The organism is Halomonas flagellata (genome assembly GCF_022487945.1).
GTDB classification, from domain to species: Bacteria; Pseudomonadota; Gammaproteobacteria; order Pseudomonadales; family Halomonadaceae; genus Halomonas; species Halomonas flagellata.
In genome coordinates this window covers 80,406-104,672 of the sequence record NZ_JAKVPY010000015.1, presented here as the reverse complement: position 1 = coordinate 104,672, position 24,267 = coordinate 80,406, and the positions used below count along the sequence as shown (strand labels likewise).

The 24,267-nt window shown below is 68.4% G+C and carries 24 protein-coding genes; 9 read left to right on the top strand and 15 right to left on the bottom strand.

Annotated features, from left to right (window positions below; translation table 11 throughout):
• Positions 1-207: 207 nt before the first annotated feature.
• On the bottom strand, positions 208-1,587 hold the full coding sequence (locus MKP05_RS13545) for an L-serine ammonia-lyase (RefSeq protein ID WP_240568744.1): 1,380 nt from the start codon (positions 1,585-1,587) through the stop codon (positions 208-210).
• Between the two features lie 192 nt (positions 1,588-1,779).
• Between MKP05_RS13545 and MKP05_RS13540 the strand changes: the two genes are divergently transcribed.
• A complete protein-coding gene (locus tag MKP05_RS13540; RefSeq protein ID WP_110283315.1) occupies positions 1,780-2,706 on the top strand; it encodes a LysR substrate-binding domain-containing protein in 927 nt (308 codons plus the stop codon).
• An 80-nt stretch (positions 2,707-2,786) separates the two neighbouring features.
• Positions 2,787-3,443 carry a hypothetical protein gene (locus MKP05_RS13535; RefSeq protein ID WP_240568743.1) on the top strand — a complete coding sequence of 219 codons (657 nt, stop codon included), beginning with the start codon at positions 2,787-2,789 and terminating at the stop codon, positions 3,441-3,443.
• Positions 3,444-3,537: 94 nt separating this feature from the next.
• Here MKP05_RS13535 and rpoD read toward each other — a convergent pair whose 3' ends face one another.
• The 3 genes from rpoD to rpsU all read right to left on the bottom strand — a co-directional run bounded on the left by rpoD (position 3,538) and on the right by rpsU (position 7,809).
• Positions 3,538-5,388 carry an RNA polymerase sigma factor RpoD gene (gene rpoD, locus MKP05_RS13530; protein ID WP_240568742.1) on the bottom strand — a complete coding sequence of 617 codons (1,851 nt, stop codon included), beginning with the start codon at positions 5,386-5,388 and terminating at the stop codon, positions 3,538-3,540.
• A gap of 244 nt (positions 5,389-5,632) precedes the next feature.
• Positions 5,633-7,462 (bottom strand): DNA primase, encoded by a 1,830-nt coding sequence (gene dnaG, locus MKP05_RS13525; protein WP_240568741.1) that lies wholly within the window; start codon positions 7,460-7,462, stop codon positions 5,633-5,635.
• Positions 7,463-7,593: 131 nt separating this feature from the next.
• Complete coding sequence (gene rpsU, locus MKP05_RS13520) at positions 7,594-7,809, bottom strand: 30S ribosomal protein S21 (RefSeq protein WP_086622362.1); 216 nt, start codon at positions 7,807-7,809, stop codon at positions 7,594-7,596.
• A 314-nt stretch (positions 7,810-8,123) separates the two neighbouring features.
• Between rpsU and tsaD the strand changes: the two genes are divergently transcribed.
• On the top strand, positions 8,124-9,161 hold the full coding sequence (gene tsaD / locus MKP05_RS13515; RefSeq protein ID WP_240568740.1) for a tRNA (adenosine(37)-N6)-threonylcarbamoyltransferase complex transferase subunit TsaD: 1,038 nt from the start codon (positions 8,124-8,126) through the stop codon (positions 9,159-9,161).
• A gap of 292 nt (positions 9,162-9,453) precedes the next feature.
• Here the strand turns inward: tsaD and plsY are convergent, their stop codons facing one another.
• The gene (plsY, locus tag MKP05_RS13510) at positions 9,454-10,056 is read right to left on the bottom strand and encodes a glycerol-3-phosphate 1-O-acyltransferase PlsY (protein ID WP_110283310.1); all 603 of its coding nucleotides are present in this window, start codon (positions 10,054-10,056) and stop codon (positions 9,454-9,456) included.
• A 144-nt stretch (positions 10,057-10,200) separates the two neighbouring features.
• On the opposite strand from plsY, the gene folB reads away from it, so the two are divergent.
• Positions 10,201-10,566 carry a dihydroneopterin aldolase gene (gene folB, locus MKP05_RS13505; protein WP_110283309.1) on the top strand — a complete coding sequence of 122 codons (366 nt, stop codon included), beginning with the start codon at positions 10,201-10,203 and terminating at the stop codon, positions 10,564-10,566.
• Positions 10,566-11,084, top strand: coding sequence for a 2-amino-4-hydroxy-6-hydroxymethyldihydropteridine diphosphokinase (gene folK, locus MKP05_RS13500; protein WP_240568738.1), 519 nt, complete (start codon positions 10,566-10,568; stop codon positions 11,082-11,084). The genes folB and folK overlap by 1 nt, the downstream gene beginning before the upstream one ends.
• Before the next feature lie 28 nt (positions 11,085-11,112).
• Here the strand turns inward: folK and MKP05_RS13495 are convergent, their stop codons facing one another.
• The 8 genes from MKP05_RS13495 to MKP05_RS13460 all read right to left on the bottom strand — a co-directional run bounded on the left by MKP05_RS13495 (position 11,113) and on the right by MKP05_RS13460 (position 19,377).
• A complete protein-coding gene (locus tag MKP05_RS13495; RefSeq protein WP_240568736.1) occupies positions 11,113-12,252 on the bottom strand; it encodes a tRNA nucleotidyltransferase/poly(A) polymerase-related protein in 1,140 nt (379 codons plus the stop codon).
• Positions 12,253-12,255: 3 nt separating this feature from the next.
• On the bottom strand, positions 12,256-12,585 hold the full coding sequence (gene glpE / locus MKP05_RS13490) for a thiosulfate sulfurtransferase GlpE (protein ID WP_110283306.1): 330 nt from the start codon (positions 12,583-12,585) through the stop codon (positions 12,256-12,258).
• Complete coding sequence (locus MKP05_RS13485; RefSeq protein ID WP_240568734.1) at positions 12,582-13,448, bottom strand: symmetrical bis(5'-nucleosyl)-tetraphosphatase; 867 nt, start codon at positions 13,446-13,448, stop codon at positions 12,582-12,584. Before MKP05_RS13485 ends, glpE begins: the two co-directional genes overlap by 4 nt.
• A 28-nt stretch (positions 13,449-13,476) precedes the next feature.
• On the bottom strand, positions 13,477-13,875 hold the full coding sequence (gene apaG, locus MKP05_RS13480; protein WP_110283304.1) for a Co2+/Mg2+ efflux facilitator ApaG/CorD: 399 nt from the start codon (positions 13,873-13,875) through the stop codon (positions 13,477-13,479).
• Positions 13,872-14,690, bottom strand: a complete 819-nt coding sequence (gene rsmA, locus MKP05_RS13475) for a 16S rRNA (adenine(1518)-N(6)/adenine(1519)-N(6))-dimethyltransferase RsmA (protein WP_110283303.1) — start codon at positions 14,688-14,690, stop codon at positions 13,872-13,874. The genes apaG and rsmA overlap by 4 nt, the downstream gene beginning before the upstream one ends.
• A gap of 147 nt (positions 14,691-14,837) precedes the next feature.
• Positions 14,838-15,896, bottom strand: coding sequence for a 4-hydroxythreonine-4-phosphate dehydrogenase PdxA (gene pdxA, locus MKP05_RS13470; protein ID WP_240568732.1), 1,059 nt, complete (start codon positions 15,894-15,896; stop codon positions 14,838-14,840).
• Positions 15,896-16,900: a peptidylprolyl isomerase gene (locus MKP05_RS13465; RefSeq protein ID WP_240568729.1), complete on the bottom strand. Its 1,005-nt coding sequence runs from the start codon at positions 16,898-16,900 to the stop codon at positions 15,896-15,898. Before MKP05_RS13465 ends, pdxA begins: the two co-directional genes overlap by 1 nt.
• A gap of 44 nt (positions 16,901-16,944) precedes the next feature.
• Positions 16,945-19,377 (bottom strand): LPS-assembly protein LptD, encoded by a 2,433-nt coding sequence (locus MKP05_RS13460; RefSeq protein ID WP_240568727.1) that lies wholly within the window; start codon positions 19,375-19,377, stop codon positions 16,945-16,947.
• Positions 19,378-19,549: 172 nt separating this feature from the next.
• On the opposite strand from MKP05_RS13460, the gene MKP05_RS13455 reads away from it, so the two are divergent.
• From MKP05_RS13455 to MKP05_RS13445, 3 genes are all read left to right on the top strand, one after another.
• Positions 19,550-20,575: an aminoglycoside phosphotransferase family protein gene (locus tag MKP05_RS13455; RefSeq protein ID WP_240568724.1), complete on the top strand. Its 1,026-nt coding sequence runs from the start codon at positions 19,550-19,552 to the stop codon at positions 20,573-20,575.
• On the top strand, positions 20,572-21,243 hold the full coding sequence (murU, locus tag MKP05_RS13450) for an N-acetylmuramate alpha-1-phosphate uridylyltransferase MurU (RefSeq protein WP_240568722.1): 672 nt from the start codon (positions 20,572-20,574) through the stop codon (positions 21,241-21,243). The genes MKP05_RS13455 and murU overlap by 4 nt, the downstream gene beginning before the upstream one ends.
• A 102-nt stretch (positions 21,244-21,345) precedes the next feature.
• The gene (locus tag MKP05_RS13445; RefSeq protein WP_110283297.1) at positions 21,346-21,765 is read left to right on the top strand and encodes an OsmC family protein; all 420 of its coding nucleotides are present in this window, start codon (positions 21,346-21,348) and stop codon (positions 21,763-21,765) included.
• A gap of 76 nt (positions 21,766-21,841) precedes the next feature.
• On the opposite strand, the gene coq7 is transcribed toward MKP05_RS13445, so the two are convergent.
• Complete coding sequence (gene coq7, locus MKP05_RS13440) at positions 21,842-22,486, bottom strand: 2-polyprenyl-3-methyl-6-methoxy-1,4-benzoquinone monooxygenase (RefSeq protein WP_240568720.1); 645 nt, start codon at positions 22,484-22,486, stop codon at positions 21,842-21,844.
• Positions 22,487-22,645: 159 nt separating this feature from the next.
• Positions 22,646-22,987, bottom strand: a complete 342-nt coding sequence (locus MKP05_RS13435) for a histidine triad nucleotide-binding protein (protein ID WP_110283295.1) — start codon at positions 22,985-22,987, stop codon at positions 22,646-22,648.
• A 286-nt stretch (positions 22,988-23,273) separates the two neighbouring features.
• Here MKP05_RS13435 and MKP05_RS13430 point away from each other — a divergent pair, with 286 nt between their 5' ends.
• A complete protein-coding gene (locus tag MKP05_RS13430) occupies positions 23,274-24,005 on the top strand; it encodes an SDR family oxidoreductase (protein WP_258364124.1) in 732 nt (243 codons plus the stop codon).
• Positions 24,006-24,267 lie beyond the last annotated feature (262 nt).

Genomic DNA, 24,267 nt, shown 5'->3' with positions numbered 1-24,267 from the left:
GCCGGCCCCGGAGAACCCTCTAACCTTTACGTTAACGTAAGCTAGAGGAGTCGAAACCGCTCGGCAACAGTTGAATGGGCGGACTCGACCAATGGTGTAGAGACACGGAACTTCAATAGCGCACCAAACAAAAGCGCGATGCCCCAGGAGGACATCGCGCCGCGATGCAGTCATCGGTTGTTCTGCAAGGTGTTTCGGTGTGCGGCCTCAGCACTCGATGGCATTGACCGCGAGACCGCCGCGCGAGGTCTCCTTGTACTTCTCCTGCATGTCGGCCCCGGTGTCGCGCATGGTGCGGATCACCTTGTCCAGCGAGATGAAGTGCTCGCCGTCGCCACGCAGGGCCATCTGGGCGGCGTTGATCGCCTTCACCGAGGCGATGGCGTTGCGCTCGATGCAGGGCACCTGCACCAGCCCGCCCACCGGGTCGCAGGTCAGTCCCAGGTTGTGCTCCAGGCCGATCTCGGCGGCATTCTCCACTTGGGGCACACTGCCTCCCATGACCTCGGCGAGCCCCGCCGCCGCCATGGCGCAGGCCGAGCCCACCTCGCCCTGGCAGCCCACCTCGGCGCCGGAGATGGAAGCGTTCTTCTTGCACAGGATGCCCACGGCACCGGCGGCGAGCAGGAAGTCGACCACATCGCGCTCATCCGCGCCGGGCTGGAACTTCATGTAGTAGTGGAGCACCGCGGGAATGATGCCGGCCGCCCCGTTGGTAGGCGCAGTGACCATGCGGCCGCCGGCGGCGTTCTCCTCGTTTACCGCCAGGGCGAAGACATTGACCCAGTCCATGGCGGAGAAGGTCGAGGCGATCAGGCTGCCGTCATTCTCCGTGGCCAGCAGGCGACGATGCAGCGCCGCGGCACGCCGGCGCACGTTGAGGCCGCCGGGCAGGATGCCCTCGTTGTGCAGGCCGGTGTCCACGCAGGCCTGCATGGCCTGCCAGATCTCCCACAGCCCGCCGCGTACCTCGGCCTCGCTGCGCCACGCCTTCTCGTTCTCCAGCATCAGCTCGCTGATGCGCAGGTCGTGCATGCGGCACAGCGCCATCAGTTCGGCGGCGGAGTTGAAATCGAAGGGCAGGGCCGTCCTGTCGCTGTCCAGCTCGCCGGAGCTGGCCTGAGCCTCGTCGACCACGAAGCCGCCACCCACCGAATAGTAGGTATTGCGATGCAGCTCCTCAGTGTGGCCATGGGCGATCAGGCGCATGGCATTGGGATGGTGCGGCAGGCTCTCGTCGTGCAGCTGCATGTCCCGGGCCCAGAGGAAGGGAATCGCCAGGTGACCGTCCAGCAGCAGGGTGCCCGATTCCAGCAGCTCTTCGATGCAGGGGCCGATGATCGCCGGGTCGATGCGATCGGGGCGCTCCCCCATCAGCCCCACGATCACCGCCCGGTCGGTCCCATGGCCGATGCCGGTGGCCGAGAGCGAGCCGAAGAGATGCACCTCGATCCGTGCCACCCGCTCCAGCAGGTCCCGGGCGCGCAGCTCCTCGACGAAGTCGTGAGCCGCGCGCATGGGCCCCACGGTATGGGAGCTGGACGGGCCCACGCCGATCTTGAACAGGTCGAACACGCTGATGGACATCTCGCTTGCTCCAGGGCGACACCGACCGTCGCCATCAAGACAATGTTTTCACGATACATGAGCCTGGCTAAATCATCCCGCTTCCGCATCGCGCATGACAGATGCCTCGACGAGGCATCTGCGCTATGTTCAACGCTCCTGCAAACCAGCACAATCGATAATATCTCGTCCTGAATTTAGCAGAGCTGAACCATGAGCCGCCATCTCAATGCCCAGACCCACGCCTGGCTGAAGGTCTTCGCGATCAGTGCCCGCCACCTCTCCTTCACCCGGGCCGCCGAGGAGCTCCATGTGACCACCGGCGCGGTGAGCCAGCAGATCAAGCAGCTGGAGGAGCGCCTGGGCTTCAAGCTGTTCCGGCGCCGCCCGCGCCAGCTGGAGCTCACCGAGGAGGGCATGCGCCTGGCGGCGGTGGTGGACCAGGCCTACCAGGCGGTGGGCCTCGAGGTGAAGCGGCTGCGCTCCGGGGTGATGAGCGGCATCATCCGCCTGCGCTCGGTGCCCTCCTTCCTCGCCCGGTGGCTGATGCCGCGACTGCCGCGCCTGCAGGCACGCTTTCCCGACATCGAACTGCACGTGATCGCCGAGGACAGCAACATCTCGCTGCGTGACGGCGACTTCGACCTGGCCATCGATCTCAACGACGGCCACTACCCCGGCTTCTCGATCACGCCGCTGATGGAGGAGCGGATCTTCCCGGTCTGCTCCCCCGCCCTGCTGCGCGGCCGCCCGCCACTGCGCCGGCCCGAGGACCTGGCCTGGTACCCGTTGCTGCATGACGTCACGGCCTGGCGCGGCAGCCACGACTACGCCGAGTGGGAGCACTATCTGCAGGCCATCGAGGCGGCCCATGTCAATGTGCGCCGTGGCTACACCTTCAACCGCAACCAGCTGATCATGGAGGCCGCCACCGCCGGCATGGGCGTGGCCATCGCCCGCCAGACCCTGATCAGCGGCGAGCTCGGCAGCGGCACCCTGATCGCCCCCTTCCCGCAGCGGGTGGCCACCGGCATGCATTACGGCATCGTGCATGCCCAGGGGGCCCTGGACGACCGCCGGGTGCTGGCGGTGCACGACTGGATCGTCGAGGAAGCGAGACGCACCGCCGCGCCGGACTGAACGCGGCCATAGGCAGCGTGGCACGATGACGATACAATACGATACAACATTGCATGCCATTGTCACCGCGGAACTCCCAGATGCCCCACGAGCTGCCTCCCGGCCAGCCCTGGCCGATCGGCTTCGCCGCCACCTGCCTGCGCGCCACCCTCTATATCCTGCTGATCGCCGCCCTGGCCCAGGGGGCCTTCCTCGAGGCACTCCACTTCCCTGAGGCACGCTTCTCGGAGCGCGGCTTCATCGAGCTGGCCCAGAGCGGGCTACTGGCGATCGCCTCGGCGCTGTTGCTCTATACCCGTCAGGTGCTGAGGCAACTGCCCACCGTCACCCTGCTGATGTTCGCCTTCATCTTCAGTTCGCTGATCCGCGAGCAGGACGCCTTCCTCGACAACCATGTCTTCGACGGCGCCTGGCAGCTGCTGGTGACCCTGGTGGTCGTGCCGAGCCTCTACCTGGTGATCCGCGCACGGCGACGCTTCCTGGCCGAATTCGCCGCCTATGCCAACAGCTTCTCGTTCGGCCTGTTCGCCGCCGGCGTGCTCGCCACCTATGTCTTCTCGCGGCTCTACGGACGCAGCGCCTTCTGGGAAGCGGTGCTCGAGGAGCACTATGCGCGCACCTTCAAGGATGCCGCCGAGGAGGTGGTGGAGCTGTTCGGCTACGCACTGATCCTGATCGCGGTGATCGAACTGGCCCTGCTGGCCCGGCGCTGGACGCTGGCTAGACAGGCAAGCTAGCCATCGAGGTGGCCCAAGCTAGCCATCGAGGTGGCCGAAACGACAACGCCCGCGGCCAAGGCCGCGGGCGTTGTCGTTGATACGGGGCCCAGGCTCACTCGTCGAGGAAGGAACGCAACGGCTCCGAACGGCTGGGGTGGCGCAGCTTGCGCAGCGCCTTGGCCTCGATCTGGCGAATCCGCTCACGGGTGACGTCGAACTGCTTGCCGACCTCCTCGAGGGTGTGGTCGGTGTTCATGTCGATGCCGAAGCGCATGCGCAGCACCTTGGCCTCGCGGGCGGTGAGGCCGCCGAGCACGTTGCGGGTGGCCTCGATCAGCCCCTCGCCGGTGGCCGAGTCGACGGGCAGCAGGATGCTGCCATCCTCGATGAAGTCACCCAGGTGCGAATCGTCGTCGTCACCGATGGGCGTCTCCATGGAGATCGGCTCCTTGGCGATCTTGAGCACCTTGCGCACCTTGTCCTCGGGCATCTCGAGACGCTCGCCGAGCTCTTCCGGTGTCGGCTCTCGCCCCATCTCCTGGAGCATCTGTCGCGACACGCGGTTGAGCTTGTTGATGGTCTCGATCATGTGCACCGGGATGCGGATGGTCCGCGCCTGGTCGGCGATCGAGCGGGTGATCGCCTGACGGATCCACCAGGTGGCATAGGTGGAGAACTTGTAGCCGCGACGGTATTCGAACTTGTCCACCGCCTTCATCAGGCCGATGTTGCCCTCCTGGATCAGGTCCAGGAACTGCAGGCCGCGGTTGGTGTACTTCTTGGCGATGGAGATCACCAGGCGCAGGTTGGCCTCGACCATCTCCTTCTTGGCCCGGCGCGCCTTGGCCTCGCCGATGGAAAGGCGACGGTTGACCTCCTTGATCTCGGTCACCGGCAGCTGGACCATCTCCTCCTCGAAGGCGATCTTGCGCTGGGCACGCTGGATGTCCCCGCGCAGCGGCTCGAGGCGGTCGGCATACTTCGGGTTCGCGGCGGCGAAGTCGTCCAGCCACTCCGGGCGGGACTCGCTGCCGGGGAACGCCTTGATGAAGGTCTTGCGCGGCACCCGGGCCTTCTTGACGCAGAGCTGCATCACGGCCTTCTCCTGGGCGCGCACCTGCTCGACGCTGATGCGAACCTGATTGACCAGCCGCTCGAAATGCTTGGGCACCAGCTTGATCGGCGAGAACAGCTCGGCCAGACGCGCCTGCTCGGCAAGGGCCTCAGGGGAACGGCGACCGTGCTTCTCGATGGCGGCCTGCACCAGGGCATTCTGCTCGCGGATCTGCTCGAAGCGCGCCCTGGCTTCTTCGGGATCCGGCCCCCCCTCGCTGCTGCTGGTGTCGTCGTCCTCGGCGTCATCATCGCCGTCCTCGTCGCCGTCGAGATCGTCACTGACCTCGGGCTCGGGAACCTCCGCCTCGGCCACGCCGGGAATGCCCTCGTCGGGATCGATGAAGCCGGAGAAGAGGTCGGACAGCCGCCCGGGCGCCTCTTCGTCCTGGGTGGCATCATAGGCCCCGAGGATGGACTCCACTGCGCCGGGCAGGTAGGCCAGCGCCGACATCACCTCGCGCGTGCCCTCCTCGATGCGCTTGGCGATCTCGATCTCGCCCTCGCGGGTCAGCAGCTCCACGGTTCCCATCTCGCGCATGTACATGCGCACCGGGTCGGTGGTCCGGCCGACATCGCTCTCCACCGCCGCCAGCGCCGCCACGGCTTCCTCGGCGGCCGACTCGTCGGTGGAGTGATCGGACATCATCAGGGTATCCTCGTCGGGAGCTTCCTCGACGACGCTGATGCCCATGTCGTTGATCATGCCGATGATGTCTTCCACCTGATCCGGGTCGGCGATATCCTCGGGTAGATGGTCGTTGACCTCGGCATAGGTCAGGTAGCCCTGTTCCTTGCCGCGCGCGATCAACTCCTTCAGACGTGACTGCTGCTGCGCATTTCCAGCCATAGAAACCCTATCTCGACGAAGAAGAATGAAGCACCTGAAGCACTGAGGCGGAGAAAACTCAACAAGCCGAACAGTATAGCGGTAGAAAGCACCTTTCTGCCAGTTCGATCTATTTGCGCGGTCATTCAGGTGTGTTAGGTTGTCAGGTTACGCCGGTGCTGGACGATGTCTCCTACATGGTGATAGTAGGAGAAAATTCAACCCCGACGCCAACGTTCCGGGGGGCGGCGGCGGCCCCGCGATCTCAGCCATGCAGTTCGCTGAGCAGTGCCATCAGGCGCTGCCGCTCCTCCCGTGTCAGCCGCTCCCCGGCCTTCTCCCTGGCCAGCAGGGCATCGATCTCCTCTCGGGGCGACCGGCGCCGCTGGTGTCGGCGAAAATGCTCGACCAGCCCATCCAGCTCGGCCCCCCTTGCCGTACGCGGGATCAGCAGCTCACGACCCGCCAGCGCCGCCAACCGCTCGCCCTCGTGGCTGCCGTGGAAGTGCGCCAGCAGCACCTGGGCGCTGCGGTAGCGGCCCGCCCGCAGCAGCCGGATCACGTCCCGGCACAACGCACCATCGCTATCCTCCCCCGGGCACCAGTCGTCGCCTTCGGGCACCCGCTCGATCAGGGACGGCTCGTGCACCAGCAGCTGCAGCATTCGCGCCACCAGGCTCAGCGACCCGCTGCCGGCCCCGCGCCGACTCTCCCCCCTCGGGGGTGGCGCCTCGTCTCCCGACACACCGGCCGCGTCACCCACGGCGCTCGCCTCGACAGGCGACGGGGCGTTGCGCGCCATCAAATTCTCGAAGCTTGACTGGTCGACGCCGGTACGACGCGAGAGTTCACTGAGCATCAGCGATTTCAGCACGCCCTCCGGCAGCCTGCCGAGTGCCGCCAGCACCTGGCTGGCATAGCGCTCGCGATCCTCGACGCGGGCCAGGTCGCGCCCGGCGGCCGCCTGGTCGAAGAGGAACTCCGACAAGGGGCTCGCACAGGTGATCCGGTCGTTGAAGGCCTCCGGCCCCTCGCGACGCACCAGGGTATCCGGATCCTCGCCTTCGGGCAGGAACAGGAAGCGCGCCTGGCGGCCATCGATCATCAGCGGCAGCACCGTCTCCAGCGCCCGGGTGGCCGCCTGGCGACCGGCCCGGTCGCCGTCGAAGCAGAACACCACCTCGCCCACCAGCCGGAACAGCCGGGAAAGATGCTCCTCGCTGGTCGAGGTCCCCAGCGTCGCCACGGCATTGCGGATGCCGAACTGTGCCAGGGCCACCACATCCATGTAGCCCTCGACGATCACCAGGCGCTCGAGGCGCGACTCGGCCTGGCGCGCCTCGAACAGCCCGTAGAGCTCGCGCCCCTTGTGGAACACCGGCGTCTCGGGCGAATTCAGGTACTTGGGCTTGGCATCGCCCAGCACCCGCCCACCGAAGGCGATGGTGCGCCCCTTGATATCGCGGATCGGGAACATCACCCGATCGCGGAAGCGGTCATAGGTACGCCCGCTCTCCTCGCGGTGCACCAGCAGGCCGTACTCCACCTGCACCGCCTCGGACACCCCCCGCTCCCCCAGGTGGCGCTTGAGCGCCTCCCAGTCGTCGGGGGCGTAGCCGATACCGAAGGCCTGCTGCACCTCCGGCGACAGCCCGCGACGCGCCAGGTAGCCCCGGGCGGCGCCGGCTTCCGGCATCTTCAGCCGCTCGCGGAAGAAGGATGCCGAGAGCTCGAGCAGGTTGACCCCCTCCTTGCGCTTGCGCTCCCGGGCCTGGGCCCGCGGATCGTCGGCACCCTCCCGGGGCACCTCCATGCCGAGGCGGGAGGCGAGCTGTTCCACGGCCTCGGGGAAGCGCAGCTTGTCGTACTCCATCAGGAAGCGCAGGGCATTGCCGTGGGCGCCGCAGCCGAAACAGTGGTAGAACTGCTTGTCGGCGCTGACGGTGAACGACGGCGTCTTCTCCTGGTGGAAGGGGCAGAGCCCCGAATGATTGCGCCCGGCCTTCTTCAGCTGCACGCGCTCGCCGACCACCTCGACCACGTCGACACGGGCCAACAGGTCATCGATGAAACGCTGCGGAATCTGACCGGCCATCCTGGTGAACTACCTCGAGCGGTGCGGCAACGAACGCGCGACGGAAAAAACAAGCGGCCACCGAATGGCGGCCGCTTGGCGTCCCTCCTGAGACGGCCCGCGCAGCGCGCTACGGCCGACTCCAGTACGGATCAATAGAGCCGTTCGAAACGCTTGCGCTCGCGCTGAAGCTTCTTGGCGTGGCGCTTGACGGCGGCAGCCGCCTTGCGCTTGCGCTCTGCGGTCGGCTTCTCGTAGTTCTCACGACGACGAACCTCGGAGAGAACACCGGCTTTTTCACAGGAACGCTTGAAGCGACGCAGCGCGACGTCAAACGGCTCGTTATCACGTACTTTGACAGAAGGCATTAAGCACTCACCTACCTTAGGAAACTTGAGTTCGGTTAGCACGCACACCCCTGCGGGCGGCTCCTGCCGCGAACACCATGCCCGAACCTTCGCGCTTGGCCGGCGAGCCATCGTCGGTCAGACGGCACCGGACAGACCAGGTTCGGACGGATGCGTCACGGGAAATCGCCACCTGGGCGCACGACCCAGTCTTGCAGCGCACAGTATTCTAGACCCCACACCCAGGCTTTGCAAACCGTCTCCCCCCTGGCCCTGCCGCCCCGCGGCCAAAGCGCGTAGAATACGCCCCTTCCCTGCACTACCGAGCCATCACCATGCGCGTACTGGGCATCGAGACCTCCTGCGACGAGACCGGCGTCGCCCTCTTCGACAGCGAGCGCGGCCTCGTGGCCGACGCGCTCTACAGCCAGGTCGCCATGCACGCCGAATATGGCGGCGTGGTGCCCGAGCTCGCCTCCCGCGATCACACCCGCCGCCTGCTACCGCTGATCCAGCAGGTGCTCGACGAGGCCGGCCTGGGCCGTCACCAGCTCGATGCCATCGCCTACACTGCCGGCCCCGGCCTGGTGGGCGCGCTGATGGTGGGCGCCAGTACCGCCCACGGCATGGCCCGCGCCCTGGGCATCCCGGTGCTCGGTGTCCACCATATGGAGGGTCACCTGCTGGCGCCGATGCTCGAGGATGCCCCCCCGGCCTTTCCCTTCGTCGCCCTGCTGGTCTCCGGTGGCCACACCCAACTGGTCGAGGTGCGGGGGCTCGGCCAGTACCGGTTGCTGGGGGAGTCGGTGGACGACGCCGCCGGCGAGGCCTTCGACAAGGCCGCCAAGATGCTCGGCCTCGACTACCCCGGCGGTCCCCATGTGGCCCGGCTGGCCGAGTCGGGCGACCCGGGCCGCTTCCGCTTCCCGCGACCGATGACCGACCGGCCGGGCCTGGACTTCAGCTTCTCGGGGCTCAAGACCCACACCCTGACGGCGATCCGCGAGCTGGAGGCGGCCGGGAACCTGGACGACCAGGCCCGTGCCGATGTGGCCCGGGCCTTCGAGGAGGCGGTGGTGGATACCCTGGTGATCAAGTGCCGCCGCGCCCTGGATGCGACCGGCCTCAAGCGGCTGGTGGTGGCCGGCGGGGTGAGCGCCAACGTGCGCCTGCGCGAGCGCCTGGAGCGCGAGACCGACAAGCGTGGCGCCCGCGCCTACTATCCCCGCGGCCGCTTCTGCACCGACAACGGGGCGATGATTGCCTACGTGGGGGCCCAGCGACTGCTGGCCGGCGAGCACGACGAGACCGGCATCATGAAGGCCGTGCCGCGCTGGCCGATGGATAGCCTCGAAGCACCTGCCGGCACCTGACGGCTGGCGACCTTCTCCCGCGGCTGACCCTCGGGCAGGCGCTCAGCCAAGAGCCAGTTGCCGCCTGGCTACCAGAAGCGGGCGAGACAGGGTAACGAAGCGAAGCGATATATACCCGGGGACGCTGACAACGAGCGCTGCGGCGCGCGGGAATCGACAGGGATGTCGATTCAGGGCCGGCAAGGGGGACCTTGTTCCGGCCCGACGCGCAGGCCGCAAGCGATGTGTCAGGGTTGCGTCCACGGGATCGCGAGCTTCGTCACCCTCCCGAGCCACCGATGTCGCGGGTTGACTAGTCGTGACGGCGCCCCAACCCCGGCTCGTCGCCGCGGCCCAGACGGCGGATATTGAGCACATGGCGCGCCAGCACCAGCAGGGTGAAGGCAATCACCACCCCGACGTAGTCCGGCGCCAGCCAGATACTGGCCAGCGGCGCCAGGGCGGCACTGGCCAGGGTGGCGATGGCGGCGGTGCGCACCCACCAGGCCAGCAATGACCAGAGTGCGGCGCAGACCAGCGCCACCCAGGGGGTCAGTACCAGCATCACGCCGAAGGCGCTGGCCACCGCCTTGCCGCCGCGGAAGCGGTGCCAGGCCGGATAGCTGTGGCCCAGCAGCACGCCGAGACCGACCAGGCCCTGGGCCCAGGGCGGCATTCCCATGGCCATGGCCAGCCACAGCACCGGCATGCCCTTGGCCGCATCCACCACCAGGGTGGCCAGGGCCAGGCGCGTGCCGTAGAGGCGCAGCACATTGGAGAAGCCGGGGTTGCAGGAACCGGCCAGGCGCGGGTCACGCACGCCGGCGAGCCGGCACACGGTCAGGGCGCCGAGCCAGGTGCCGCTGAGATAGCCCAGTGCCACCAGCGGAAGTAGGAGTTCGGGTTGCGCCGCCACGGGCCGACCTCTCGTGATTGTCTGGGGACGGATTCTGCCAGCCACGAGCGCAACGGGACAGCAGGACGTCGTCGGCACGGTGTCGTCCCGCGGCCGGCTCGCGTACAATCGCCGCCACACCAACGCCCGGAAAAGCCGTTCATTATGGATCTTGTGCTGATCGAGTCACTCGGCGTGGACACCGTGATCGGGGTCTACGACTGGGAACGCACCATCACCCAGCGCCTGGTGCTCGACCTCGAACTCGCCACCGACATCCGCCCCGCCGCGGCGGACGACGACATCGCCCTGACGCTGGACTACGCCGCCATCAGCGCACGCATCGCGGCCTTCGCCGGGGAGCACGACTTCGCCCTGGTGGAGACCTTCGCCGAGCGGCTCGCGGCCACCCTGCGCGAAGAGTTCGCCATCGCCTGGCTGCGCCTGACCGTCCGCAAGCCCGGCGCCGTGGCCGCCGCGGCGGCGGTGGGCGTGCGCATCGAGCGCGGTACCCCACCGGAGGGCAACTGATGGCTCGGGTCAGCGTCAGCATCGGCAGCAACATCGACCGCGACCGCCACGTGCGCGCCTGCCTGGATGCCCTGACGGCCACCTTCGGCGCACTGGCCGTCTCGCGGGTCTTCGAAAGCGAACCGGTGGGCTTCGAGGACGGTCGCAACTTCTACAACCTGGTGGCGGTGTTCGCGAGCGACTGGCCGGTGGGTGAACTGCAGGCCTGGTGCAAGCGGCTGGAGTTCGCCAACGGCCGGCGCAAGGACAGCCCCAAGTTCAGTCCCCGTACCCTGGACATCGACCTGCTGACGGTGGGCGACCTCACCGGCTTCCAGGACGGCGTCGAGCTGCCACGCGCCGAGATCCTCCACCACGCCTTCGTGCTGCTGCCGCTGGCCGAACTGCTGCCGGACGCGCGCCACCCGCTCACCGGCCGGACCTACCGCGACCACTGGGCGAGCTTCGCGGCCGGCGACCAGCGCCTCTGGCCGGTGGAGTTCGTCTGGGCCGGCCGCACGATCTCCCGGGCCGACTGATCGCCGAACCCTCCCGCGCTCGCCGCCGTCACAGCGCGGCATCGATCGCCTCCCGGCGTCGCCGGGCGAGCTCCTCGCCGAGCGCACGCCCCTTGAACCCCTCTTCCACCAACACCCTCGGCAGGATCTGCGCCGCCAGCCGCCAGGCCAGCGCCAGGCCCACGGCCAGGCCGGGATCATCCAGGCTGACCAGGCTGACCAGGGGGGCGACCCGCTCGCTGCGCCGCCAGGCATCGATGCCATCGAGCCAGGCCAGCACCCTCGCCCCATCCGGCGTCTCGCACCCGGCCTCCAGCCTCAGTTGCCGGGTCAGAGCAGCCTGACGCGCCAGGTCGGCATGGGCCCTGGGCAGGCGCAGCCGCTCGGCCAGGGCCGTCCGCGCCGATTCCCCCAGGTGCTCGACCAGCCGGGCCCAGCGCCAGCGAATCTCCTGCTCGGCCTCGATGTCCTCGGGCAGCCGGTGCAGGCGTCCCAGCGCCTCGTCCAGGGCCTCACGATCGGCCACCAGCTCCGGCAGCAACTGCGCCAGGGCACCGCACTCGTCCAGGGCCTGGAAGTAGACCTCAGGCCAGGGCTCGCCGAGGGCCTTCTCGGTCTCGGTCCAGACCCGCTCGGCCACCAGGTGGGTCAGCTCGCCACTGTCCACCAGTTCGGCCATCAGGGCCCGGGTCTCGTCGGCGATGACGAAGCCGAGTCCGGCGTAACGGGCCAGGAAGCGGGCGGTGCGCAGCACCCGCAGCGGATCCTCGACGAAGGCCGGCGACACATGGCGCAGCCGCCGCGCCTCCAGGTCGGCCAGCCCGCCGTGGGGGTCGACCAGCTCGCCCTCCGGAGTCTCGGCCATGGCGTTGATGGTCAGGTCGCGCCGTGCCAGGTCCTCCTCCAGGGTGACCGCCGGGCTGGCGTGCACCGTGAAGCCCGTGTAGCCGTGGCCTGACTTGCGCTCGGTGCGGGCCAGGGCGTACTCCTCATGGGTCTCGGGATGCAGGAAGACCGGGAAGTCACGCCCCACCGGCTTGAAGCCCCGGCGCGTCATCGCCTCCGGGGTGGCACCGACCACCACCCAGTCGTTGTCATAGACCGGCCAGCCGAGCCGCGCATCGCGCACCGCCCCGCCGACCCGATAGACCTCGAGCCCGTGCAGGTGCGGGTCCCGTCCCTCGGCCATGACTCAGCGCTCCACGCGGTCGGGATGCCGCAGCTGCCAGTCGGTGAAGCCGCCGTCGAGGCTGTAGACCTCGGCGAAGCCCTGGCCGGCCAGCCAGGCAGCCGCCTGCTGGCTGGAGTGGCCGTGGTAGCAGACCACCACCAGCGGGCGGTCGCGTGGGGCCACCTCGAACAACGCCGGCACGCTGTCGTTGTCCAGATGGCGGCTGCCGGGAATATGGCCCTCGGCGAAGCTAACGGGGTCGCGGATATCGACCAGGGTGAGCGGCTCGTCACCGGCGAGCCACTCGCCCAGGGTCGGAATGTCCAGGTGTCGAAAAGCAGGCGCGTTCATGGCGAGCTCCGGGTCGTCGGAAAGGGGGATCGGGGGCGGTCCCGACGGCTCGGCACGCTGACACGCTCGCCGTTCGCCAGGTTCAGGGCCGTCAGGCGGCCGCCCCAGACGCAGCCGGTATCCAGCGCCTCGGCACGGACCCGGCTGCCGGGAACCCGGCCCTGCAGGGCGGCCCAGTGGCCGAACAGCAGCCAGGGGTCGTCGTGGCGCGGGTACTGGAACCAGGGGGCGAAACCGGGAGGGGCGCTGTCGAGCCCCTCCCTGGCGGTGAAGTCGAGCCGCCCCTCGGCGTCGATGAAGCGCATGCGGGTGAAGGTGTTGACGATCACCCGCAGCCGGTCGACGCCTTCGAGGTCGTCCCGCCAGCTGGCCGGCCGGTTGCCGTACATTCGTTCGAGGAAGGCCCCGGCGTGCTCGCCGGTCAGCGTCGCAGCGAGCTCCCCGGCCAGGTCGGCGGCGCGCGCCACCGACCACTGGGGCGGCAGCCCGGCATGGGTCATCACCGTCTCGCCGCTCCCGGGCGTCCCGGCGGCACGCAGCAACAGGGGGCGCGACTGCAGCCAGTCGAGCAGCCGCTCGCGGTCCGGCGCCTCGAGCACCTCCGCAAGGGTGTCGCCGGGCTTCTCGCGCTCTCCCCCCCGCGCCACCGCGAGCAGGTGCAGGTCGTGGTTGCCGAGTACCGTGGTGGCCGCCTCGCCCAGCGCCATCACCTCCCGCAGACAGGCCAGCGAGTCGGGCCCGCGATTGACCAGATCACCGGCGAGCCACAGCCGGTCGCGGCGCGGATCGAACTCGAGCCGTTCGAGCAGTTCGACGAATTCGACGTGACAGCCCTGTAGATCGCCGATGGCGTAGGTGGTCATCTCCGCTCCTTGCGACGCGTGTGGTGGCTCAGTGCACCTGGTTGGGGCCGGCCAGTCGGAAGGGCGCGATGGCCACCTCGAAAGGGTGCTGACTGGCGGTATCGACACAGGTGTAGGCCCCTTCCATCACCCCCACCGGGCCATCGAGGATCGCCCGGCTGGTGTAGCGGAAGGTCTGGCCCGGGCCGATCATCGGCTGCTGCCCCACCACGCCCTTGCCGCGCACTTCCTGCACCTTGCCACTGCCCTGGGTGATCTTCCAGTAGCGGGCGAGCAGTTGCACGCTGCGCCGGGAGTGGTTGTGCACCGTGACCGTGTAGCTGAAGACGAAGCGCCGCTCGTCGGGGGCGGACTCCTCCACGCGGAAGACCGGCTCCACGTCGACACGCACGGCATCGACGAACTCTTCGGGGGGTGTCAGCGTCATGGGGTCGCTCCTTGCCCGGCGTCGGCCAGGTGGTTGGCGATGCGCACGAACTCGGCCACCGTCAGGGTCTGGGGGCGGCGACCGGGGTCGACCCCCAGCCCCTCGAGGTCGGCCGCCGCGATGCGGCCCTTGAGGTTGTTGCGCAGGGTCTTGCGCCGCTGGCCGAAGGCCTCGCGAACCAGGGTGAACAGCAGCGCCTCGTCGTGCGCCCGGCACGGCCGTTCGGCGTGGGGGGCGAGGCGCACGATGGCCGAGTCGACCTTGGGTCGCGGCACGAAGGCCTCCGGCGGCACCACGAACAGGGCGTCGACCCGGCAGTGGTACTGGGCCATCACCGAGAGCCGGCCCCAGTCGGCGCCGCCCGGCTCGGCGGCCAAGCGGTCGACCACCTCCTTCTGCAGCATGAAGTGCATGTCGGCGACCGCATCGCCGGCCTCGAGCAGGTGCATGATCAGGGGGGTGGAGATATTGTAGGGCAGGTTGCCCACCACCCGCAGCGGCTCCCCTGCCCCCCGCAGCGCCCCGAAGTCGAACTTCAGGGCGTCACCCTCGTGGATCACGAACCCGGGATGGTTGAAGAACTGCACGCGCAGGCCGGGAATCAGGTCGCGGTCGAGCTCGATCACCTCGAGCTGCCCGTCGGCCGCTTCCAGCAGCGGCTCGGTCAGTGCGCCCTGGCCGGGACCGATCTCCACCAGGCGTTCGCCGGGGCGCGGCCCGATGGCGCGCACGATGCGCGAGATGATGCCCGGGTCGCGCAGGAAGTTCTGGCCGAAACGCTTGCGGGCCCGGTGTACCGGGGGGCGGGATGCCATTCAGGGGTGTCCTTCTATCGCTGTGGTCTTCTGCTGGATGTTAGATCCGGCGACAGACCTGCGCGGAGGCGCTGTGAACCCTTCCATGGGCGCTACCGACGCCATTCCTGGCGCAGGACCTCCGCTTCGGTCTGTCCCCGGCGCTCCTCACATGGGTGCTACTTCAGCGCCGCGCCGCGCCATGTCGGCGGCCAGCGCCACGGCCACGCGCAGGCTGCCCGGGTCGGCGCTGCCGCGACCGGCCAGGTCCAGCGCCGTGCCGTGGTCCACCGAGGTGCGGACCAGCGGCAGGCCCAGGGTGATGTTGGCGGCACGGCCGAAACCGGCGTACTTGAGCACCGGCAGCCCCTGGTCATGATACATCGCCAGCACCGCATCGACGCCCTCGAGGTGGCGCGGAGTGAACAGGGTATCGGCGGGCAGCGGGCCGTCAAGGGTCAGGCCCTCGGCGCGCAGCGCCTCGAGCACCGGGATGATGACATCCAGCTCCTCCCGCCCCAGATGGCCGCCCTCCCCGGCATGGGGATTGAGCCCGCACACGGCGATGCGCGGCGCGGCCACCCCGAACCAGCGTCGCAGGTCGGCGTCGAGGATGCGCAGGACCCGCGCCAGGCGGGGCCCGGTGAGGGCGTCGCTCACCTCGCGCAGCGGCAGGTGGGTGGTGGCCAGGGCCACCCGCAGCGCGGCACTGCCGCGCCAACCGGGCTGGCCGGCATGCAGGGCGCTGTCGGTGGCCAGCAGCATTACCACCTCGTCGACGCCACAGGCGTCGCGCAGGTACTCGGTGTGGCCGGTGAAACCGGCATGACCGGCATCGAGGATCACCCCCTTGTGCAGCGGCGCGGTGACCATGCCGGCGGCCTGACCCTCCCGGCAGGCCCGGACCGCCAGGTCCAGGGTCTCGAGCACGTAGGCGGCATTGGCCACCTCGAGTTCGCCGGGCCGCGACGGCGCGCGCAGCGCCACCGGCCACACCGGCAGCATGCCGGGGCGAGGTGTGGGCAACGGCTCGCCCGGCGTACACTCGACGAGCTCGACATCACGACCGATCAGCGCGGCACGCTCGGCCAGCAGGCCGGGGTCGCCCACCGCCACCAGCCGGGCCGCCGGCGCCTCCTCGGCGGCCAGCATCACCGCGAGCTCCGGCCCGATGCCGGCGGGTTCGCCGGTGGTCAGGGCCAGCACGGGGACCGGGGTGTCGGCCATCAGCGGTCGGCGAGCCGGTTGTCGACGAAGGCCTGGGAGCGGATCTCCTGCAGCCACACCTCCAGCTCCTCGTTGGCCTTGCGCTGGAACAGCGCCTGGCGGATCTGGTCACGCCGCGCCTCGCCGCTGACGTCCTGCCGGCGACGCTCCCCCACCTGGATCAGGTGGTAGCCGAACTGGGAGCGCACCGGTGCGGATATCTCGCCGATCTCGAGGTCCTCCAGGGCCTCCTCGAAGGCCGGCACGGTCTGACCGGGGCGCACCCAGCCGAGCTCGCCACCGTTCATGGCACTGCCGCGGTCGCCACTGTACTCCTGGGCCAGGGCGGCAAAGCTATCGCCGGCCTCGAGGCGGTCGCGGAGCTGCTCGGCCAGCCGGCGGGCCTGGTCGTCGTCGCGCTCGGGGGTGAGGTCGATCAGGATATGGCGGGCGCGATGCTCCTCGATCACCCCCTGGTCACTGCCGCCGCCCTGCTGCTCGAGGAAGCGCTCGACCTCGCGGTCGCTGACATTGACCCGGCTGGCGACCTGGCGCTGCTGCAGTTGGCGCAGCAGCATCTCGCGGCGCACTTCCTTGCGCACCGACGCCAGCGTCAGGCCGTCGGCCTCCAGGGCATCGGCGAACTGCTCGAGGGTCATGCCGTTGCTCTCGGCGATGGCGCGCACCTGGCGGTTGAGTTCGGTGTCGTCGACGGAGAGCCCCGCGTTGCGCGCCATCTGCAGCTGGATCTCCTCGATGATCATGCGGTCGAGCACCTGCTCGCGCAGGACGCGTTCCGGCGGCAGGTCGGTGCCGCGTCCGGCGAGCTGGCTACGGGTCTGGGTGACACGCTCGGCCAGCTCGCTCTCCATGATCGCCCCCTCGTTGACCACCGCCACGATGCGGTCCAGCACCTGGCGCTCCGTCGGCTGGAAGTCCTGGGCCTGGCCCGCCAGGGGCAAGACCCCGAGACACAGGGCCAGGAGCAGGCCGGCGCCCAGGGTGGCGGTACCTCGACTGCGCATAACGTTCTTTCCTCTCATCGATTCTCTCATTGGCGGCCTCCGGGTCAGAAGGCGGTGGAGCGATAGCCCGGAATGGCCTCCTCGAAATAGCTGTCGGCTTCGCGACCCACGCCGCCCAGGCCCTTGAACACGAAGCGCAGGAAGACCCCCCGATCGCCGAAGTCGTCGTCGACACCCGCGGTATCGTTGTCGTCGATCCACTCGCGCCAGACCAGCTGCAGACCATAGCAGCAGTCGTTCCACTGCACACCCGCCAGTTGCTCCAGCGTCCGGTCGTTGGTGTTGTCGTAGAGGAAGCGACCGATCATGTCGACCCGGGGGCTCGCCTTCCAGGCGAACGACAGGTCGTACTCCTCGCGGTTGAAGTTGCGGAAGTCGTCGTCGTCCGGCTCCACCGAGGGATCGAAGCCTTCGAGTTCCCAACGGTAGCCGAGGTTCACTACGTGGCCGGCCGGGGCACGGTACTGCAGGTCCGTGGAAGCCCGTTCGGTACGCTCCAGGCGGTCGTCATAGAGCCACTCCCAGCGCGAGCGCCACCGGTCGGTGATGCGCCAATCGAGCCGGGTCACCAGCGGTGAGCGATTCCGGGTGGCGTTGCGGTGGAGCTCGAAGTTCGACTCCGGCGGCAGGGTATCAGGGTCGCCATCGAGGTCGATGGTGCGATCATCGAAGAACACCGCCTGCCCCATCCCCACCGAGAGGCGCTCGCGGCCACGCTCATCCTCCAGCAGCCGTGACTCGACCCCCAGCGAGAGCCGGTTGAGATCCCCCACCCGGTCGGCCCCGGAGAAGCGGTGCGGCGACCAGAGCTGCTGCCAGGAGAAGGCCCGCTCGTTGGCGTCGAAGTCGGGAAAATCGCTCTGGTCCCGAGCCGGTACGTAGGCGTAGTTGAGCCGTGGTTCGAGGGTCTGGCGGTAGTCACGCCCGCCGAGTTCCACTTCACGCTCGAACACCAGCCCGCCGTCGATGGAGCTCACCGGCACCTGGCGGGTCAACGAGGTGTCGCGGTCGGTCTGGCGTTCGCCGAAGTCCAGGTCATAGGCGGTGGCGAGCCACTCCACGCGGGGCTCCAGGTGCCCCCAGCTCCGATCGAAGCGCCAGCCGGTCGCCGGCGACAGGTGCAGCCGAGTGCCGGTGGCCGACTCGCGCAGTGGCACCCGGTTCTCGTCCACGTCCCGCCAGAAGTGGGTGGCGTTGGAACGCCACTGCTGGTAGAAGCCGGTCTGCTGGGACCAGCGGGCGTTGGCCGTCAGGCTGGGCAGGCGGTAGAAGGGCTTGTCGCGATCGAGCAGCGGGTCGTCGAGCTTCTGGTAGCCCTGGGCCCGGGCGTCGAGCTGCCAGACATCGCCACGGTAGTCGATCTGCGCCAGCCGCAGCAGGTTCGAGGTACTCTGCTCGCCGAAGTCGCGGCCGAAGTCGTCGAAGTAGCGTCCGTCGCTGGCCACGCCATAGCGCAGCCGGTAGCGGGTACGGGCATCGAAGCGGCCGGCATGCCGGTAGTCGACATACCAGCGGTCTTCGCCTTCGAAGCGCCGCGAGGCGGCATTCGGGTCGCTGCTGGAACCGCCGTCATCGCTGCCGAGGAAGGCCCCGTCGATCTGGCCGGCGTCGCTGGGGAAGAGGTAGCGGTACTCGCCACCCAGTTGCAGGCCGCGGTCGGTGATCCAGCGCGGGGTGATGGTGGCGTCATGGTTGGGGGCGATGTTCCAGTAGAACGGCTGGGCATAGTCCAGTTCATCGCTGGAGAACCCGATCGACGGCCACAGGAAGCCGGTCTGGCGGCGGTCATCGATGGGAAAGCGTACCCAGGGCCAGTAGAAGACCGGCACCCGCCCCATTTCCAGGCGGGCGTGACGGGCGGTACCGAAGCCGCTCTCGCGATCGAGCACCACGTCGTTGCCGATCAGCCGCCACAGCTCGCTGCCCGGGTCGCAGCTGGTGAAACTCGCCTCCGAGAGGCGATAGCGGCCGTCCTCGAGGCGCTCGAGGCGTACGGCGTCGCCGCGCAGATGATGGTCATGGACCACATAGTGGGCGGTGTCGATGCTCGCCGCATCACTGGTCAGGGAGAGTTCGCCGGCCTGCCCCCGCACCAGCAGGCCCTGATCGCGCAGCGCCAGCGGCCCCTCGGCGAAGGCGCTCTCCCGCGAGCCCGGCACCCGAACGCGCGGCGCCTCGAGCTGGGAGGTGCCACGGCGCAGGACCACTTCGCCGCCGAGGATGGACTCGCCGTCCTCGCCGTAGTGGGCGCTGTCCGACTCGATGCCGACCCGCTCCCCCTCGGGCGCCGGCAGCCGGTAGTCGGGCATCACGTAGGTACCGCGGCACAGCGCGTCAGCGGGGCGGTCGTCGCCCCAGGGTTGCCAGTCCAGCGACTCGGCCGGCAGCGGCTCGGGAGGCGCCGCCGAGAGCGGCCCGCTGAGCAGGCCGGAAGTCGCCAGGCCGGCCAGGGCCGTCCATGTGAGTCGCTTGCCCATGTTCCTCGATGTCCTTGGCGGGATGAACCGGTATTATACAGGCCGCACCGGGCCTGTCCCGCCGACTTCCCGCACCCGGTAGGCCGGCGGAGGTGGGCTCAGCATGCGGTGAGGCCATGGACCCGTCAACCGGGCATGGCCATCCAGCCCGTCCATCGACTCAGGAGCGAGAATGCCCCAGGCCACCCCCGCCACGCGAACCGAACGACTGCGTCACTGGGCCGCTGGGCGACATGGCCTGGCTCCCGACGCCCTGGCACTGTGCCTGGCCGCCGGCGATGCCAGCTTCCGGCGCTACTACCGGCTGCACCTCCCCGACGGCACCACACGCATGCTGATGGATGCGCCGCCCGAACAGGAGGATAGCCACCCCTTCGTGGCCATCGCCCGGCACTGGCGCTCCGCCGGCCTGCCGGTGCCGCGGCTCCACGGCGAGGACCTGGAAGCCGGGTTTCTCGAGCTCGACGACCTGGGTGACACGCCGCTGCAGGCCCGCCTGCGCGGCGATACCCACCCCGACACCCTGGCCTGGCACGAACGCGCCCTCGTGCTGCTCCACGAGCTGCAGAACCGCGCCACCCCCGAGGCGCTGCCGCCCTATGATGCCGCCCTGCTCGGCCGCGAACTCGACCTCTTCCCCGACTGGTGCCTGGGGCGGTGGCTCGGGCTGAGCACGCCACCGGGCTGGTCGGCGCTGCGCGAGATGCTGATCGCCTCCGCCCTGGCCCAGCCGGTGGTCACGGTGCATCGCGACTTCGACGCCATGAACCTGATGCTCCATGACGACGACCTCTACCTGATCGACTTCCAGGATGCCGTGGCGGGGCCAATCAGCTACGACCTGATCTCGCTGCTGCGCGGCCGCTACTGCCGCTTCGCCCCCGAACGCTTCGCCGCCTGGGTCGAGGCCTTCCGCCGGCGCGCGGTGGCCGACGGCCGCCTGCCGGCCACCACCACTGCCGAGGCCTTTCACCGCCAGGCCCAGGCCATGGCCGCCCAACGCGCCCTCAAGGTACTGGGCATCTTCTGCCGCCTGACCCTGCGCGACGGCCGCGACGGCTACCTGGAGCGGCTGCCGCACTTTCTCGACCACCTCGATGACAGCCTGGCGAGTCTGCCCGACCAGGACGCCTTCCGCGCCTGGCTGACCCACGAGTTCCGCCCGGCGCTGGCGCGGCGCCTGGAGGCCACCCCATGAAGGCGATGATCCTGGCCGCCGGGCTCGGCACCCGTATGCGCCCCCTCACCGATCACTGCCCCAAGCCGCTGCTGCCGGCAGGTGACCGGCCGCTGATCGCTCACCACCTGGAGCGGCTGGCCGTGGCGGGCATCAGCGAGGTGGTGATCAACGTCAGCTACCGGGCCGAGCAGATCATCGCGGCCCTGGGCGACGGCAGCGACTTCGGCGTCTCCATCGCCTGGAGTCGCGAGGAGACGCCGCTGGAGACCGGCGGCGGCATCCGCCAGGCCCTGCCGCTGCTGGGCGAGGCACCCTTCCTGCTGATCAACGGCGACATCTGGTGCGACCTGGACCCGGCCAGCCTGCCGCCGCTCGGCGACGACCTGGCCCACCTGGTGCTGGTGGACAACCCCGACCACCATCCGGCCGGCGACTTCCACCTGGATGACCGCGGCCGGGTCCATGCCCGGGGCGAGCCGCGGCTCACCTTCGCCGGGATCAGCCTGCTGCAGCCGTCCCTGGTGGCCGACCAGGCCCCGGGCGCCTTCGCCCTGGCCCCGCTGCTGCGCCGGGCCATGCGCGCCGGCCTGGTCGGCGGCCACCACCACCGCGGCGCCTGGATCGACGTGGGCACCCCGCAGCGCCTCGACGAACTGGATCGCCGGCTGCGCGCCGACCGGGGCTGAGCCCCGGTCCATCAGGTGCTATGCTGCCCTGCCCGAAGCGTGTGAAGCCACGCTCCCTGCGGTGCAGCGAGCCAACCCATTCACAGGAAGGAAATCAGTCTCATGAAAGCCAGCGTCAAGTGGACCGACGGTCGTCAGTTCGTGGCCGAATCCGGAAGCGGTCATAGCGTGGTCATCGACGGCCCGCCCGACCACGGCGGGCGCAACACCGGGCCGCGCCCCATGGAGATGCTGCTGATGGGCCTCGGCGCCTGCACCTCCTTCGACGTGCTGGAGATCCTCGAGAAGTCCCGTGCTCCCGTGGTCGACTGCGTGGCTACCGTCGAGGCGGAGCGTGCCGACAGCGTGCCCAGTGTCTTCACCCGGATCCACGTGCACTTCACCGTCTCCGGCACGGGACTGAAGGAGAACCAGGTGAAGCGGGCCGTGGAACTCTCGGCCGAGAAGTACTGCAGCGCCTCGATCATGCTGACCAAGGGCGGCGTCGAGGTCAGCCACTCCTTCACCATCGTGGAAGAATAGCGCTCACGGGGCCGCGAGCTACGAGCCACGAGCCACGAGCATTTTCGCTCGAAGCTCGAAGCTCGAAGCTCGAAGCTCAGAGACGATAGACGCTCCTGGTCATCACCCTGGACATCAGCGACATGCCGAACTTCACCGGCGCCGGGAAGCGGGCGCCGCCGGCCTCCAGCGCCAGCTGGGCGTGATGGGCCTCGTCGATGGCCATCTGCCGGAGTACTGCGCGGGAGCGGTGGTCGCCCGGTGGCAGGCGCTCCATATGGTCGTCCAGGTGCTTGCCGACCTGCTCCTCGGTGGCCGCGACGAAGCCCAGGCTGAGGCGATCACCGATCGCCCCGGCCACGGCGCCGAGGCCGAAGGACGCGGCATAGAAGAAGGGGTTGAGCCGGCTGGTGTGGTCATGCAGCTCCTGGAGGCGCTCGTCGCACCAGGCGAGGTGGTCGATCTCCTCCTGGGCGGCCTCCTCCATCTGGCCGCGCACCTCCGGCAACTTGGCGGTCAGGCCCTGCCCCTGGTAGAGCGCCTGGGCACAGACCTCGCCGGTGTGGTTGATGCGCATCAGCCCCGCGGCGTGGCGCCGCTCCTCCTCGCTCATCGGCTCGTCCCGGATTTCCTCGCCGGCGGGAGTCGGTCGTGACGCCCGGGCGGCATGGGGGACCAGGGTGCGCAGCACGGTATCGAACTGGTGGATCAGGTTGTCGGTACGGGAGAGCTTGCGGTTCATGGCGGCCTCGTCGCGGATCCTGGTGCCATTGTAACCGAGCGCGGTTGGCGCCAGAAGCTCTGCTCTGCAACGCACAACGCCACCGTCCGGTGGCGTCGAAGGGTGCACCTGATGCGTCGAACCGCCTGGACGCGTGCGGCTTTCGCCGCCGAGCGCCAGCTAGCCAGCCGGCCAAGTGAAGCGTCGACCGCCCATCAGGTGCATATGTATATGATAGACGGTCTGTCCGCCCTGGTCATTGCAGTTCATCACTACCCGGTAGCCGTCGTCGGCGAAGCCACGCTCCTTCGCCAGCCTGGCCGCCGTGTACGCTAGCCGGCCGACCAGCCCCAGGTCGCCCTCCTCGAGGTCGTTGAGGGTGGCGATGTGCTGCTTGGGCACGATCACGACATGGGTCGGCGCCTGGGGGTTGATATCGTTGAAGGCCAGCACCTCGTCGTCCTCATGGACGATGTCGGCGGGAATCTCGCGGTTAATGATCTTGCAGAACAGGCAGTCCATGGATCACTCCAATTCGAATCGGCTGTAATGATGCCACCAAGGCAAGAGGTTACTCCCGCACGACGCCGATGTCAGTCCCTATGCTCTGTCCTCGGTGCCCGATTGGGCCCCGCCCGCCTCACTAGACATTGGTCTAAGGCCTGTTGACCTGCCATCAGGAGCCATCTAGCCTGCGGAAATGTTGACGTTAACATTTTAATGATGTCAGCACCCACTCGCTTCACAGAGGCCTGAAGAAAAAGCTTCGAGTCGAAGTGATCACCAATGGCAATTGAAAGGAGAGAACATGATGACAAATGAATTAACTGGCAAGGTTGCAGCCGTCACCGGAGCGGCGTCGGGCATCGGGCTGGCCAGTGTCAAGGCAATGATTTCGTCGGGCGCCCGCGTGGTACTGGTCGACCGCGACGAGGCTGCCCTGACGGCGGTCTGCGCAGAGCTCGGCGATGCGGCGATTCCACTGGTCATCGACCTGCTCGACCCAAAGGACTGTGCGACGCTACTGTCGCGGACCCTGGAGAAGGCAGGCCAGCTCGATATCTTCCACGCCAATGCCGGTAGCTATATCGGTGGTGACCTGATCGATGCCGACCCGGACGCGATCGACCGGATGGTGAGCCTGAACGTCAGTGTCGTGATGAAGAACGTCCATAATGTCCTGCCACACATGATGGAGCGTGGCACGGGCGACATCATGGTGACGAGCTCGGTGGCAGGGCATTTTCCCGTCCCCTGGGAGCCAATCTACGCCTCCTCCAAGTGGGCCATGACCAGCTTTGTCCAGACCGTGCGCCGCCAGGTCCTTAAACACGGCATACGGGTCGCCTCGGTCTCGCCCGGCCCCGTCAACAGCGCCCTGCTTGCCGACTGGCCCGAGGAAAATCTGCGCAAGGCGAAGGAGTCCGGCAGCATCATCGAGCCGACCGAGGTAGCCGATGCCATCATGTACATGCTGACTCGCCCTCGCAATGTGACCATTCGCGATATGGTGGTCCTGCCGAGCAATTTCGATATGTAGAGAGAACATCCGACATCGTATCGGCAAGAATGCCCCTTGGACTCGGCCCACCTTCCGGAACATCAAGTTTCGAAGATTCTGGACTTACAAAACTAATGCATCCACCAGACGAAGACTGGCAAGGATAAATGGAAGGATTAGACATTGGTCGGAGCCCTGTTGATTTGTCAGCCGGGGCCTTCTAGTCTTCAAAATGTTGACGTTAACATTCAAAACAATGTCAACACATCACAACGTGACAAGAACAAGCCTGGAGCCAACC

Excerpts from the sequence above, each read along its gene's own strand:
- MKP05_RS13545 (WP_240568744.1), bottom strand. The coding sequence starts at position 1,587 with ATGTCCATCAGCGTGTTCGACCTGTTCAAGATCGGCGTGGGCCCGTCC.
- MKP05_RS13540 (WP_110283315.1), top strand. The coding sequence starts at position 1,780 with ATGAGCCGCCATCTCAATGCCCAGACCCACGCCTGGCTGAAGGTCTTC.
- MKP05_RS13535 (WP_240568743.1), top strand. The coding sequence starts at position 2,787 with ATGCCCCACGAGCTGCCTCCCGGCCAGCCCTGGCCGATCGGCTTCGCC.
- rpoD (WP_240568742.1), bottom strand. The coding sequence starts at position 5,388 with ATGGCTGGAAATGCGCAGCAGCAGTCACGTCTGAAGGAGTTGATCGCG.
- dnaG (WP_240568741.1), bottom strand. The coding sequence starts at position 7,462 with ATGGCCGGTCAGATTCCGCAGCGTTTCATCGATGACCTGTTGGCCCGT.
- rpsU (WP_086622362.1), bottom strand. The coding sequence starts at position 7,809 with ATGCCTTCTGTCAAAGTACGTGATAACGAGCCGTTTGACGTCGCGCTG.
- tsaD (WP_240568740.1), top strand. The coding sequence starts at position 8,124 with ATGCGCGTACTGGGCATCGAGACCTCCTGCGACGAGACCGGCGTCGCC.
- folB (WP_110283309.1), top strand. The coding sequence starts at position 10,201 with ATGGATCTTGTGCTGATCGAGTCACTCGGCGTGGACACCGTGATCGGG.
- folK (WP_240568738.1), top strand. The coding sequence starts at position 10,566 with ATGGCTCGGGTCAGCGTCAGCATCGGCAGCAACATCGACCGCGACCGC.
- MKP05_RS13495 (WP_240568736.1), bottom strand. The coding sequence starts at position 12,252 with ATGGCCGAGGGACGGGACCCGCACCTGCACGGGCTCGAGGTCTATCGG.
- glpE (WP_110283306.1), bottom strand. The coding sequence starts at position 12,585 with ATGAACGCGCCTGCTTTTCGACACCTGGACATTCCGACCCTGGGCGAG.
- MKP05_RS13485 (WP_240568734.1), bottom strand. The coding sequence starts at position 13,448 with ATGACCACCTACGCCATCGGCGATCTACAGGGCTGTCACGTCGAATTC.
- apaG (WP_110283304.1), bottom strand. The coding sequence starts at position 13,875 with ATGACGCTGACACCCCCCGAAGAGTTCGTCGATGCCGTGCGTGTCGAC.
- rsmA (WP_110283303.1), bottom strand. The coding sequence starts at position 14,690 with ATGGCATCCCGCCCCCCGGTACACCGGGCCCGCAAGCGTTTCGGCCAG.
- pdxA (WP_240568732.1), bottom strand. The coding sequence starts at position 15,896 with ATGGCCGACACCCCGGTCCCCGTGCTGGCCCTGACCACCGGCGAACCC.
- MKP05_RS13465 (WP_240568729.1), bottom strand. The coding sequence starts at position 16,900 with ATGCGCAGTCGAGGTACCGCCACCCTGGGCGCCGGCCTGCTCCTGGCC.
- MKP05_RS13460 (WP_240568727.1), bottom strand. The coding sequence starts at position 19,377 with ATGGGCAAGCGACTCACATGGACGGCCCTGGCCGGCCTGGCGACTTCC.
- MKP05_RS13455 (WP_240568724.1), top strand. The coding sequence starts at position 19,550 with ATGCCCCAGGCCACCCCCGCCACGCGAACCGAACGACTGCGTCACTGG.
- murU (WP_240568722.1), top strand. The coding sequence starts at position 20,572 with ATGAAGGCGATGATCCTGGCCGCCGGGCTCGGCACCCGTATGCGCCCC.
- MKP05_RS13445 (WP_110283297.1), top strand. The coding sequence starts at position 21,346 with ATGAAAGCCAGCGTCAAGTGGACCGACGGTCGTCAGTTCGTGGCCGAA.
- coq7 (WP_240568720.1), bottom strand. The coding sequence starts at position 22,486 with ATGAACCGCAAGCTCTCCCGTACCGACAACCTGATCCACCAGTTCGAT.
- MKP05_RS13435 (WP_110283295.1), bottom strand. The coding sequence starts at position 22,987 with ATGGACTGCCTGTTCTGCAAGATCATTAACCGCGAGATTCCCGCCGAC.
- MKP05_RS13430 (WP_258364124.1), top strand. The coding sequence starts at position 23,274 with ATGATGACAAATGAATTAACTGGCAAGGTTGCAGCCGTCACCGGAGCG.